The sequence below is a fragment of the Lentibacillus halophilus genome, from assembly GCF_039522485.1.
Lineage (GTDB): Bacteria > Bacillota > Bacilli > Bacillales > Amphibacillaceae > Lentibacillus > Lentibacillus halophilus.
Window position 1 is genome coordinate 1 of record NZ_BAAADM010000004.1, and the last position, 10971, is coordinate 10971.

General features: G+C 43.4%; 14 protein-coding genes and 1 rRNA gene (1 of these 15 only partly in view). 11 read left to right on the forward strand and 4 right to left on the reverse strand.

Annotated features, from left to right (window positions below; all coding sequences use genetic code 11):
• Nucleotides 1-127: 127 nt before the first annotated feature.
• Nucleotides 128-985: a type I restriction enzyme endonuclease domain-containing protein gene (locus ABDZ72_RS00820; RefSeq protein ID WP_486191088.1), complete on the forward strand. Its 858-nt coding sequence runs from the start codon at nt 128-130 to the stop codon at nt 983-985.
• 184 nt (nt 986-1169) lie between these two features.
• On the opposite strand, the gene ABDZ72_RS00825 is transcribed toward ABDZ72_RS00820, so the two are convergent.
• Nucleotides 1170-1679 carry a YfiT family bacillithiol transferase gene (locus ABDZ72_RS00825; protein ID WP_343750539.1) on the reverse strand — a complete coding sequence of 170 codons (510 nt, stop codon included), beginning with the start codon at nt 1677-1679 and terminating at the stop codon, nt 1170-1172.
• Nucleotides 1680-1954: 275 nt separating this feature from the next.
• On the opposite strand from ABDZ72_RS00825, the gene ABDZ72_RS14350 reads away from it, so the two are divergent.
• The 6 genes from ABDZ72_RS14350 to ABDZ72_RS00850 all read left to right on the forward strand — a co-directional run bounded on the left by ABDZ72_RS14350 (nt 1955) and on the right by ABDZ72_RS00850 (nt 5811).
• A complete protein-coding gene (locus tag ABDZ72_RS14350; RefSeq protein WP_382390728.1) occupies nt 1955-2032 on the forward strand; it encodes a putative holin-like toxin in 78 nt (25 codons plus the stop codon).
• 317 nt (nt 2033-2349) lie between these two features.
• Complete coding sequence (locus ABDZ72_RS00830; protein WP_343750540.1) at nt 2350-2760, forward strand: GntR family transcriptional regulator; 411 nt, start codon at nt 2350-2352, stop codon at nt 2758-2760.
• The gene (locus ABDZ72_RS00835; protein WP_343750541.1) at nt 2750-3631 is read left to right on the forward strand and encodes an ABC transporter ATP-binding protein; all 882 of its coding nucleotides are present in this window, start codon (nt 2750-2752) and stop codon (nt 3629-3631) included. Before ABDZ72_RS00830 ends, ABDZ72_RS00835 begins: the two co-directional genes overlap by 11 nt.
• A 3-nt stretch (nt 3632-3634) precedes the next feature.
• On the forward strand, nt 3635-4339 hold the full coding sequence (locus tag ABDZ72_RS00840) for an ABC-2 transporter permease (protein ID WP_343750542.1): 705 nt from the start codon (nt 3635-3637) through the stop codon (nt 4337-4339).
• A 31-nt stretch (nt 4340-4370) separates the two neighbouring features.
• Nucleotides 4371-5114 carry an ABC-2 transporter permease gene (locus tag ABDZ72_RS00845; RefSeq protein ID WP_343750543.1) on the forward strand — a complete coding sequence of 248 codons (744 nt, stop codon included), beginning with the start codon at nt 4371-4373 and terminating at the stop codon, nt 5112-5114.
• Nucleotides 5074-5811: an ABC-2 transporter permease gene (locus tag ABDZ72_RS00850; RefSeq protein ID WP_343750544.1), complete on the forward strand. Its 738-nt coding sequence runs from the start codon at nt 5074-5076 to the stop codon at nt 5809-5811. The genes ABDZ72_RS00845 and ABDZ72_RS00850 overlap by 41 nt, the downstream gene beginning before the upstream one ends.
• An 84-nt stretch (nt 5812-5895) precedes the next feature.
• Here the strand turns inward: ABDZ72_RS00850 and ABDZ72_RS00855 are convergent, their stop codons facing one another.
• Together ABDZ72_RS00855 and ABDZ72_RS00860 are read right to left on the reverse strand one after the other, a co-directional pair.
• A complete protein-coding gene (locus ABDZ72_RS00855) occupies nt 5896-6297 on the reverse strand; it encodes a hypothetical protein (protein ID WP_343750546.1) in 402 nt (133 codons plus the stop codon).
• A 92-nt stretch (nt 6298-6389) separates the two neighbouring features.
• On the reverse strand, nt 6390-7739 hold the full coding sequence (locus ABDZ72_RS00860) for an MATE family efflux transporter (protein WP_343750547.1): 1350 nt from the start codon (nt 7737-7739) through the stop codon (nt 6390-6392).
• Between the two features lie 132 nt (nt 7740-7871).
• On the opposite strand from ABDZ72_RS00860, the gene ABDZ72_RS00865 reads away from it, so the two are divergent.
• The 3 genes from ABDZ72_RS00865 to ABDZ72_RS00875 all read left to right on the forward strand — a co-directional run bounded on the left by ABDZ72_RS00865 (nt 7872) and on the right by ABDZ72_RS00875 (nt 9733).
• Complete coding sequence (locus ABDZ72_RS00865; RefSeq protein WP_343750548.1) at nt 7872-8207, forward strand: ASCH domain-containing protein; 336 nt, start codon at nt 7872-7874, stop codon at nt 8205-8207.
• A gap of 247 nt (nt 8208-8454) precedes the next feature.
• On the forward strand, nt 8455-8730 hold the full coding sequence (locus ABDZ72_RS00870; protein ID WP_343750549.1) for a hypothetical protein: 276 nt from the start codon (nt 8455-8457) through the stop codon (nt 8728-8730).
• Between the two features lie 376 nt (nt 8731-9106).
• Nucleotides 9107-9733 (forward strand): metal-dependent hydrolase, encoded by a 627-nt coding sequence (locus ABDZ72_RS00875; RefSeq protein WP_343750550.1) that lies wholly within the window; start codon nt 9107-9109, stop codon nt 9731-9733.
• Nucleotides 9734-9995: 262 nt separating this feature from the next.
• Here ABDZ72_RS00875 and ABDZ72_RS00880 read toward each other — a convergent pair whose 3' ends face one another.
• The gene (locus tag ABDZ72_RS00880; protein ID WP_343750551.1) at nt 9996-10163 is read right to left on the reverse strand and encodes a hypothetical protein; all 168 of its coding nucleotides are present in this window, start codon (nt 10161-10163) and stop codon (nt 9996-9998) included.
• A 765-nt stretch (nt 10164-10928) separates the two neighbouring features.
• Here ABDZ72_RS00880 and ABDZ72_RS00885 point away from each other — a divergent pair.
• Nucleotides 10929-10971 (forward strand): 16S ribosomal RNA (locus tag ABDZ72_RS00885); its annotated part runs 293 nt beyond the window's last position; the annotation flags it as partial.

The following is a 10971-nucleotide window of genomic DNA, read 5'->3' on the forward strand; positions in this document are numbered from 1 at the left end:
AGCTATTTGATAACCTCCCGCAATTTTTAAAGAAAACATTTCTTGGCAATGAGGAATTTAACGCACAAGCAGCATAGTCAGTTTGGTTTAGATCAAGGCATATCAAGGGTTACAGGCTCATTCTGCGGTGCGAAAGTTGAGTGCTCAACTTAACCAGGAACCGGAATCTTTCGTTGAGACGTGTGTCAAGCTGGAAAAGGCTTATAAGCTCGTAAAACATCTGGATGAGATTATCCCGTATGGGGATGAGGTCACCTTATATCAAATGGTTCGTGTTCAAGTGAAAAAACATATAACCTCTAAACCCGTTCAACCTGAGGGGAATAAGACCATTGAAGAACGATTGAATGATCTTGTGGATGATCATCTGGAGACCCAGGACCCTGTCGATATTTATGCTGTAGCTGGGATCGAAAAGCCAGATATCAGCATTTTAGATGAAAATTTCCTGAAAGATACTGAAGGCAAAGAACATGAGGACCTTCGTCTGAAACTGTTGCAAAAATTGCTGGAGGATCATATCACTGTTAATTTTAAATCAGGCAGTAAAAAGGAACGCGATATGCGCGAAATGCTGGAGAAAACACTTGAGGATTACCATAACCGCATTATACAAGCCGCTGATGTGGTGCGCATGATGGTCAATATGAAAGAAGAAACAGATGAGGAAGCAGCGTTTCGGGAAGAACTCGGATTGAGTGATGAAGAGGCGGAATTCTATAAAGCTATCACAGCCTTGGAATTGGATGCATTTGATAATCAATTTTTAGCAGATCTTATTCATAAAATCGTTAAACAGCTTAAAAAGAATTTGGGCGAGGATTGGACGAGTGATCACCGTAAAAATATCTACGCTAAAATGAAACTAGCCGTCAAGCAAGTGCTTTTGAAGGAAAAAATCACCGGTCAACAGCTGGAATTTATTACGAATGCCGTGATGGAAGAGGCCGAAAAACAATACAAAAATTGGCCGAGAGAAGCCTGATATTAATAAATGCTATTAAAATATTACGATGCGATTTGCCAGATCGGAAGCGTAGAGCTTCTGATTTGGCAAAGCTATTGATACAGGTCTATTGTCTTCTTTGTTTTCGTTGAACGAATTATTATTCCTTATTTTAAAAAACTGGCCTATCGAACGTTGATAAGCCAGTTTTATACAAATGATATTATTTTGATAATGCGATGTTTATATGGGCTAAGTGGTGTTCTTCATGCCACGATAATTTGGCAATTTTTGTAGCAACGGTTATTTGACCGTTTTGCGGGTGCGTAAACGTCCGATCTAATTGCTCCTGATTTAAACGATAACCCAAAGATACGACGCGCTCATTGATACCTTCCAGCATTTTAATGGAACTTTCAACAGGGAGCTTAGTATCCGGTTGAGTAGCCCATTTGTCTTGATCAAAAGCTGGCACTGTCGGATTCTCATCTGTTAAAGCCAGCTTCAAACGTTGATACATATTCAACTGGGAATCCGCAATGTGGTGAACAAGCTCGCGAACGGTCCAGCTGCCATCACGATATGTTCTGTTTAATTCCTCATCGCTTAATGCGTCAACCGTTTCTCTTAATCGGGTTGTGTACGTTTCGATGTTCTTTAACCATTCCTGAATCGTTTCCGATGTTACTTTTTCAGGAACGTGTAATGGCCCAATGGGGTATTTGACATCCATTGTCACTCCTCCCTCTCCTATTCATTATTTCTCTCTCCATCTGACACAGTGTACTGAATTCAGTATATCAACATGTTTAGCTGGTTGAAAACGTTTATTATTCTATTTCATCGTATAGCTTCACAATGATGAAAATAACGTCAAAGCAAGGTAGCGATAGGTTATACGATAGGTTATAATTGGTACATGCAATCGTCGCATTTCTCAAGGGGGGGTCGGCGCATTTCCGTCGTTGTAGTGTCACGCGATACGCTATAACGAAAGGAGGTGTTGCCTTGTCTATCTTTGAAACATTAATTCTAATGATTGCGTTTGCAACATTAGTTGTTACAATCATAGACCAAAGAAAATAGACCTCCCTAGAGTTTAACAGCCTGGTGGAGGTCTATATCCTTCATTGCGCTGACCCCTCTTGAAGGGGAAGCGACTTATTGCTGACCGAAGATATACCCTTATCTTCGGTCTTTCTTATTTTATGTCTTTCTACTTATATTATAACACGGAAAGCTGATTTGCAAACATATATCAATGAATGATTGCACAATCATTGGAACGTCAGACTGAATGCCATTACCCCTGTTGTTTAGTCTTGCGTTCATGTATTTTTCTATGTATACTGTGTATATAACGTATACACAGTATACTTGGTTGAGTGAGGGGGTGTTCGAATGTGCTGATACATATTTCGCAAACGAGTTCGACGCCAATGTATGAACAGGTGATTGAGGAGATTCAACGGCTTATTGCCATGGGGCATATGGATCCGGGGGAGATGCTTCCGTCGATTCGTGAATTGTCAAAACAGTTGATGATAAGCGGGATCACCATTCGGCGTGCCTATCAGGAACTGGAACAGACAGGGTTTATTTATACACGGAAAGGAAAAGGCAGTTATGTAGCCAAACTAAGTGACGAAAGGCTGGCACAGTGGAAAATGAAACAGGTGCGGGGACCGTTGTTGGAGTCGGTATTGCAAGCGAAAAAACTGCATTTAAGAGAAGACGAATTCCACGAATTAATCAAACGGATGTGGAAGGAAGTGGATGAAGGCAAACAGGAGGGAGACGACAATGACTCATAATAATGAACAGCTTTTGTTGGACGTGCGCCATCTAACCAAGACGTATCCGGATTTTCAGTTAAAGGATGTGAACGTGAGTCTTCCCGCCGGTACCATCATGGGTTTTCTCGGCAGGAATGGTGCGGGGAAAAGCACGACCATGAAAGCGATCATGGATCTGATCAAGCCGGACGAAGGAGCCATTCATATTCTTGGTATGCCGATGCCGGAAGAGGAGGTTGCCGTGAAGGAACAAGTTGGCTATGTCGGGGATACCCCGCTCTTGAACAACGCTTGGACGATGGAACAGACATTGCGTTTTGCCCGCCAGTTTTATCCAAATTGGAATGAGGAGGCGGTCGAACAAAACCTGGAGCGCTTTGCGATTGCTAAGGATAAAAAAATAAGCGCGTTATCAAAAGGGATGAAAGTAAAAGCATCACTCATCCTCGCGACGGCTCATGAACCGAAATTGCTGCTTCTGGATGAGCCGACATCCGGACTGGATCCTGTCGTGCGAACAGAGGTCCTGGAAATGTTATTGGATTTTGTTCAAGATGAAAATCGCAGTGTGCTTTTTTCTTCCCATATTACGTCCGATGTGGAAAAAATTGCGGATTGGGTGACAGTGCTTGACGATGGGCATATCGTTTTCAGCGAAGACAAGGAATCACTCCTGGACCGATATCGGCGTATTGTCATTCCAGGAAAAAGTGGTCAACAAGCGACGGACTCGCCATTATTGTTTCACTGTCAAGCAACTGCGGGTGGTTATATTGGCTATACCGACCGTTTTCAGCAATTCCGGAAATTTGCTACAGGGAATTGGCACGCTGAACGCCTGACACTGGAAGAACTGTTCGTGTTGTTGACAGGACGGAAGGAGGCGTAGTAGATGAACGTTTTGATGCAACGGGAACTGGAAGGGGAATTGGCATCCGATCTGAAGGAAAGAATCATTTATTATGCTATGTACGGTACGGTGCTGATCGTTCTGACGTGGCTTCTCGGTCCACGGGTACTAGATTGGTTTAGCATAATGGGGATGAATCGGTTTGTTTCCGTTATGGCAATTATAGTGGTTTCGTCGACCATTAATGAAAAGTTAAAGAATGACAGCAGCAACCGGCAAATGAGCTTTTTACAAACGTTGCCGGTACCTAAAAGCCAACTGGTCCATGCCAAATTTCTTCATATGTTATTAATGTGGGCTATGGCATTTGTCTGGCTTTCCGCTGTTACTTCTGTAAATTTGCTTTTGAATGGCAGTTGGACGTTTGAATTGTGGACACACGTTTGGGGGTTCACATCAGCGTCTTTATTTATTCAGGCAATGGCCTTGCTGTGTTATTTTTCAAAGGGGTATCGCGGTGTTCAAGCGGTGTTCTATTTGTCTGCCTTGGCTTGGGCGGCTATCTTTATTCCGCTGGGGTTAACTTTGAAAGAAACGGGGCTGTCGAAAGGTGAACTTTGGGGAACAGCATTGATAGCAGCCTTTATCATATGTGGTATAAGCTGGCGGATTGCTGTACGGAAAGTGAATGCAAGGGGAATTCCGGAAGAGAACAGGGATGATTTTGTCACGGATGAGGTTTATTAATGGTGTGGCAGGTGGAAAGGAGGTCTCGCTGATGGGAGCGTTAATGAAACGAGAAATCGATGGCATGCACCTCGCTTCGGACTACCAAAATAAACGTAAAGCATTTATGTCCATCTACGGCTTTTTAGGAATCGGAGTTCCGGTTATCATTTGGGTGCTCGGTCCTGGCGTCGTTGGCCTTATGAGTGGAGAAATGATGAATACGTCGGTTTTAGTTATTGGTTTGATTCACAGCTCGCAAGCGGTCTCGCTGTACTTGTTCCGGGAAAGCACCTATCGGCAGTTAACATTCCTGCAGACATTACCGGTGAAAAAAACGTCCATTATACATGCCAAATTTACGAGTGTCCTGTTGTTAAGCGTATGTATTATTGGTTGGATGTTTATCATTGCAGGTGTCAATACATTATTAAGCGACGTTACGGCAAGTGACTTCTGGCTTGCAACGGGATTTTTTTCATCGATGATTATGTTTATTGAGGCTGTCGTGCTCCTGACTTATTTTACAAAAGGTGCTGATAAACTAACCGTTATGTACTGGATCTCTCTTATTGGTTGGGCGGTTCTGTTTGTTTTAAGTGGATTATTCATGAAAAGCTTGGGGAAAGAACCGGATCGTTTCGTTTTTGTTATCTATATACTAGTGTCACTGCTGGTGTATCTATGTTGCTGGGGATTCGTGATACGAAACGTGAACAAGCACGGATTCCCACCAGAAACAGGATATAAGGAAGATGACATCAAAGTTATTGGCACAAGGGGAAAAGGGGATTGACATGAGGGCAAGAGTGATATTCCGTTTTGTTAAAGAAGAATGGTACCGTCAGCGGCGTATGCTATTATGGTACATAGGATTGACGTTGATTTTGGATATAGCGATGATTATTTGCAGTCAGCTTAAGTGGGTGACTCAGCAGATTCGTCAGTCTGCGCTCAGTTTCGAACAATTTTCATTGAGTGTATTCGCTATTCTCTTTATACCGTATGCCATCAGTTGGATGATCCTTGTTTATAAGGTGGATAAAGAGAAACGAGCAGGATTTTACACATTTGTGCATACATTACCAATCGCTATAAAAGAAGTGGTCACGGCGAAGTACACGGCTGCTTTCCTTATAAACGGATTGATGCTCGGCTGGCTTAGTATGGTGTGGCGTCTTTATGAAATCAGTGTGGCGGATGCAGCATCACTGCAAGTCTGGACAGGGCTATGTATGATTGGTTTCTTGCTGGCTTTCAGTATGTTGGCTGTTCAATTGGGAATCTTTTTTCATTGGGGCAGCACTAGTTTTGCTTTAGTATTGGTGCTATTGGTTGCGAATCAGTTGGATGTTGTCGACCATTTAGCCAAGCAGACGATGGATTGGATGGCGCGGACCCCGTTCTTGATGTGGGGAGCCACGGTTGTGCTGACCATTGGTGTCTGGACCCTGTGCTGGCGTTGGTCGCTGAAAGCTTACCAGAAGTATTAAAGAGCTGGATGGTAGCAAGGCCGAGCAGACCAGCTCAAAGCAAAAAACGAGGAGATGGCCCGGTATCTCCTCGTTGAGCCACACCTACAGTTTTTCTTTGAACGCTTCTAACTTATCCAATGTTTCAAGTGATAACTCACGTATATGGGCTTTATTCGCCTTGTCTTTTTTAGCCAAAGCGATTAATGGGTAAAGGCTCTCCTCAATATTTTGGTAATCGTCAGGATAAGACGTCTCTACCTTCTTTTCGATCGTATCCCAGTTTTTCTTCAACGCTTCTCCAAGCTCATTGATGTCTTCCGTATTGCTGGCATCTTTTTCAGTTAGGTCCTTTAATTCCTTTACTTTAGCAATGACGCCATCGGTGCCCTCTTGTATATCGGTACTTTCGTCAGTGGATGCATGTTGTCCCGTATTGTCCGTAAATCCTGTCAAAACGGCTCCAAGCATCAGGATGACCCCGAAATAAAGAATCAGTCTCCGCATGATAATCGCCTCCTTCTTATCTGGTCACCTTTATATTTCCCATAAGATGCCTTTCTATACAAAATTTGAAAAGGAGAAGCAGAGCGCTGATGTCAATATCCTTGTGACCGCAGGGGCCGGTTCTGGACACCTTTTCGCGCAAACACGATGAGAAAAATAGCAACCAGACCTTCTGCGACCGGAAGTGCCAGCCATATTCCCGTCGTGCCGAACAGGACCGGCATTATCAAAAGGGCGGCAATGAGCAGAATAAAGCCCCGGAACAGCGTGATCCCAATGGATGGCCCGATATAGGCGATCGATTGGTAATAGGTCATGTAGACAAAATTGATGCCCATAAACAAGTAACCAGTAAAAAATAGTTTGATGCCTTTCATGGCAAGGTTACGAACGCCCTCGGTCTCCACTCCGAAAATGGATACGAGATAATCAGCCCCGAAATAACCAATACCAAGAAAGGCAACACCCAGCGCCAATCCGGTTATCTCCGCCATCGTGACGGTATGTTTAATGGATCCGTATTTTTTGGCGCCAAAATAAAAACTGATCATCGGCTGAATGGATGTGCCGATGCCGATAAACGCCAGAAACATAAATGTATGCAAATAATTTATAACAGAAAATGCAGCGAGTCCGGTAGTCCCCGCATAGTAGGATAATGCCACGTTGTAGCCCATGACGAAAACACCGGTTCCTGCTTCGGCAAGAAAGTTAGGGAATCCCAATTTTCCAATCGAAAGGATATCTGTTTTTGTCCACTGCGGTCGTATAAATGTTAATCCCGATCCGGGTTTGAAGAAATGGATCGTATAAATAAGCAGCCCCGCTCCTGTTGCTATCACGGATGCAAGTGCGGCGCCAGTTACTTCCATGCCCAATATAAAAATCATCCAGTAATTCAGAACGATATTAAGCAATGCTGATACGACAAGACCAGCCATGGCAATATTCGGACCGCCATCATTGCGGACAAAAATACTGAGTGAATTTTCCCAGGCAAGGATGGGAGCCGATAAGAAAAGTATTTGCATGTAATCCATAGTATAAGCGAGTGTTTCCTCATTCGCACCGAACAGGAAAGCGAGCGGTTTTGCGGTCAGATAACCCGTGATACCGATACACGTAATCACGATAGTCACAAGGATCATGGAAAGTGTGAAAATCTGTTTTGCTTTGCTTGCATCGCGGGCTCCGGTTTCTATGGAATACAGCGTCCCTCCGCCAACCCCGATTAAGAGCGAGATGGATATGATAATGGACCAGACAGGCACAGCAATGTTGACACTGGCAAGCGCCACGGACCCAACGCCGTTCCCGACAAAGATTCCATCAATGACAATATTGACCGACATCAGCATCATACCGACAAGGGTAGGGAGGAGATATTGGAAAAAACTTTTCGTTACCGACTGTGATAAAAGGCGTTGTTCTGCTATGCTCATACCATCCCTCCCGTCGTTTTTGACTTGAATTCATTCTACATTTGTTTTTAAGAAAAAACCAATGGTGGGAATCGTCTGATCTGTGTTTAATTTTACGCTGAAACAGGAAAATTATAAAAGGGAGATGATAACATGGAATTAGCAAAGCAAAACTGGCCTGACAAATATGATATTAATCGACTTGTCACAATCCAGAACGATGTGGACAAAATTATTGGCGGCAAAAAAACGTCGGTACGGCGCAATGACCGATACGCTGACCCGGGTGACAGCATGACGTTAAATGGACGTACGGTCATTGTGGAACATGTTTTTCCTCAGAAGCTTCGTGAAATTACTGATGATGATGCGCGTCAGGAAGGATATTCAGACTTGGAGGAATATAAAAGCGGCATTACAAGCATACATGGGGAAGATGTATGGGATCCGGAACAAGTAGTTTGGGCGCATGAGCTAAAAGTTGCTTAATGGTGCTGCACTGTGCCGGAATGATTGATATCGCTGATAAAATCGTGGAAACCGCTGATAAACGAGTGTAAACCGCCGATAAAAACGTGAAAACCGATGATAATTGAGCGAAATCGCCGATAAACACGCAAAACCCACTGATTAAAATAAGCGGAAGATAGGCAGAAGCTGGCCCGGATAAACTTAAACATCAGGGGAACACTATATACGGACTTTCTTCAATCATGAACAGAATGGAGGGACGTATATGGCTGATCAGCGTTTACATGAGCAGCTGCAGCAGGCAAGCAAAAAATTACATGATGCACAAGAGTCCGCCCGTATCGGACAAGGCTCTGATATGAAGCTTCTTGAACAGGCGGAGCAGGAACTAATGGAAGCACAGCAGCAACTGGAGTCGGTTCAGGACGAATCGGGGACAGATGCAACCGAAAATGCGCAATTTCAGCAGGCGTATGAACAATTGCATGACACAAGGCAGCAAGTGCAGGAAGCGCAGCAAAATAATAGTGACGTATTATAAAACAAAAAACCTGTCAGCGGACTGCTCGTTTACAAACCCATGCTTCTTACGAGGTATGGGTTTTCATTTTTGATATATAAGTTGAGCAGCAGGTACTAATCGGAATTCAAGCGCTAAAAATGGGGTCATTTGATGAAAAACTGGTTTCCACGTTTGACATGTCTGTGATGGCTGCCACCTTAACCGTGATACCCTTTTGGCTGTCAAACAGTCAGGCATTAGGGTCAGCCGTGTGGAACAGCATTATAAAGGTATATTTCTAACGATCGTTGGCAAAACGCCGGCATACGAATCTGCCTCGTGCTGATTTGGTGCTAAAGGCTCACGTTTCATGAACGCTCCTTGCGGTATACTCCCAAAGAGAGGAGGAACCATCATGAAGGGAACATCCCATGCCGTGTTAGGCGGAGCGGCTGGCTTTGGCGCAGCGGTTTATTATGGCGCATCCGCTGTGGACAGTTTTGCGCTTATCAGTGCGGGAATGATTGCCGGGCTTTGTCCGGATCTGGACACAAGTGGTCGTTTATCCCGGCGAATGACGATTCCTGCTGAACCTTTTAAATTAATCATCGGCTTTGTGGCTTTATGGCTTGTCTATTATTCCATTCATTCCGGAACAGGTGCAGAACGTGTAACCGGGGTCGGTACCGGCGTTTTGTTGTTTGCCCTCTCCAGGAAATTGTCACAAAAAAAGATGCTGACCGTAACAGGCATAAGCATTCTCGTTTTGGGAGCGATTATGAATGTGTTGTGGCTTTTGCTCGCAGGCGGATTTGTGTTTTTGGCATCGCTTTTTTCTCATCGATCATACACCCATACGTTGCTCGGTCTGCTTTTTTTCAGTTATATCAGTTATTTGTTTGCAGCAGATGTACAGGTGGAGGGTATGTTTGTTGCTTGTGTGATGGGTTATGCCTCTCATCTCGCAGCTGATTCGCGCATTATTCCAGGTAACAAAAAAGGGATAAAGCCGTTATCCCCCATTAGCAAAAGAGAGTTTTAAGCGGGAATAGACGCGTTTGCCGTCATAAAGACGTGCCCAACGACGCGATGGGCACGTCTTTTGCTGTTACGACGTTTTTAATAGCGCTCAATGTATGCCATCTCTTTTTTTATCAATATACAGCGTGCCATCCGGATTCACTTCAGCGTAAAAAATTTGACTGAACGATGTCGCTTTCTGTCATTTGCTTGTTTGTTTTTGGCCAGCATGAGCAAATCCGTACACGAGCATAAATCGCGCAGAGAGCAGTAGAGAGCAGTGTTTATGATTGGTCAGGGTCGTATTCATCATATATAAGTCTGGTTACCTTTGTAGATTCTCCTCGTTTAATGTCATTTTCAGAAGCGTTTTGGCCGAAAGCATCATCAGGGTCAATACCCGGAGCAACACCATCATAGTCCTGTTGCTTCTTTTTTCTTTCATCCATCATGTATCACCTCCCATTTATAACATTTGTTCACTGCCTATAATTATTCCCATTGTTTGTTGCACTATGTTTCACTGGTCAGAATTTGGGGCATAGTTTAAGTAGCTAAAGGTGTGAAAAATAGCAACGCGTAACAAGATACGTTAATCAACGCACGTTTTGTTCTATTGATGGTTCGTTGAGCAACATCACATGGTTGGATGGTAATAAGCCATTTTCACACATGTGGCTACTGCCTGTATTGAGAGTGGAGATGAACGGCTTTTTCATGCGTGATAAACGTATCAATAAAGAACAAAAAGAGTGAAATATTTGTATGTTATAAACGTATTGACTCATCCATCTGTAACATGTAATATATATCGTGCTCCTTCAAAAGAGCACCTTTCAAAAGGTAATGAACAGCAAGAAGCAATATTTTCGTCTTATAGAATCTCTTTGAAACTATTGACTTCATTTGCAACAAATGATATATTTATTAAGTCGCTTTTCAACGAACCAACTCAATTAAACTATTTCATAAAAAGTTATTAAAAGTTATTGACTTGAAAGTGACTGTTTGTTAAACTTAAAAAGTTGATTGATATTAAAACACTAATGATAAGTTGCTCCTTGAAAACTGAACAAAACAGCCAGTATGACAGTTGGATGTCAGAGGCAGGAAGTCGGAATGCTGATGTGTATATCAGCTGGATGACTTACCCCTTGAAATCCACAAAATAAGCGAAGCCAATGAACGGCTGATCGGTGTCAGTCGTATTCCAAACTTTTTTGGAGAGTTTGATCTTGGCTCAGGACGAACGCTGGCGGC

Bases quoted from the DNA above. Each gene is read 5' to 3' on its own strand.
- ABDZ72_RS00870 (WP_343750549.1), top strand. From the start codon at position 8,455: ATGGCTGATCAGCGTTTACATGAGCAGCTGCAGCAGGCAAGCAAAAAA.
- ABDZ72_RS00840 (WP_343750542.1), top strand. From the start codon at position 3,635: ATGAACGTTTTGATGCAACGGGAACTGGAAGGGGAATTGGCATCCGAT.
- ABDZ72_RS00850 (WP_343750544.1), top strand. From the start codon at position 5,074: ATGACATCAAAGTTATTGGCACAAGGGGAAAAGGGGATTGACATGAGG.
- ABDZ72_RS00855 (WP_343750546.1), bottom strand. From the start codon at position 6,297: ATGCGGAGACTGATTCTTTATTTCGGGGTCATCCTGATGCTTGGAGCC.
- ABDZ72_RS00835 (WP_343750541.1), top strand. From the start codon at position 2,750: ATGACTCATAATAATGAACAGCTTTTGTTGGACGTGCGCCATCTAACC.
- ABDZ72_RS00845 (WP_343750543.1), top strand. From the start codon at position 4,371: ATGGGAGCGTTAATGAAACGAGAAATCGATGGCATGCACCTCGCTTCG.
- ABDZ72_RS00865 (WP_343750548.1), top strand. From the start codon at position 7,872: ATGGAATTAGCAAAGCAAAACTGGCCTGACAAATATGATATTAATCGA.
- ABDZ72_RS00875 (WP_343750550.1), top strand. From the start codon at position 9,107: ATGAAGGGAACATCCCATGCCGTGTTAGGCGGAGCGGCTGGCTTTGGC.
- ABDZ72_RS00860 (WP_343750547.1), bottom strand. From the start codon at position 7,739: ATGAGCATAGCAGAACAACGCCTTTTATCACAGTCGGTAACGAAAAGT.
- ABDZ72_RS00880 (WP_343750551.1), bottom strand. From the start codon at position 10,163: ATGATGGATGAAAGAAAAAAGAAGCAACAGGACTATGATGGTGTTGCT.
- ABDZ72_RS00825 (WP_343750539.1), bottom strand. From the start codon at position 1,679: ATGGATGTCAAATACCCCATTGGGCCATTACACGTTCCTGAAAAAGTA.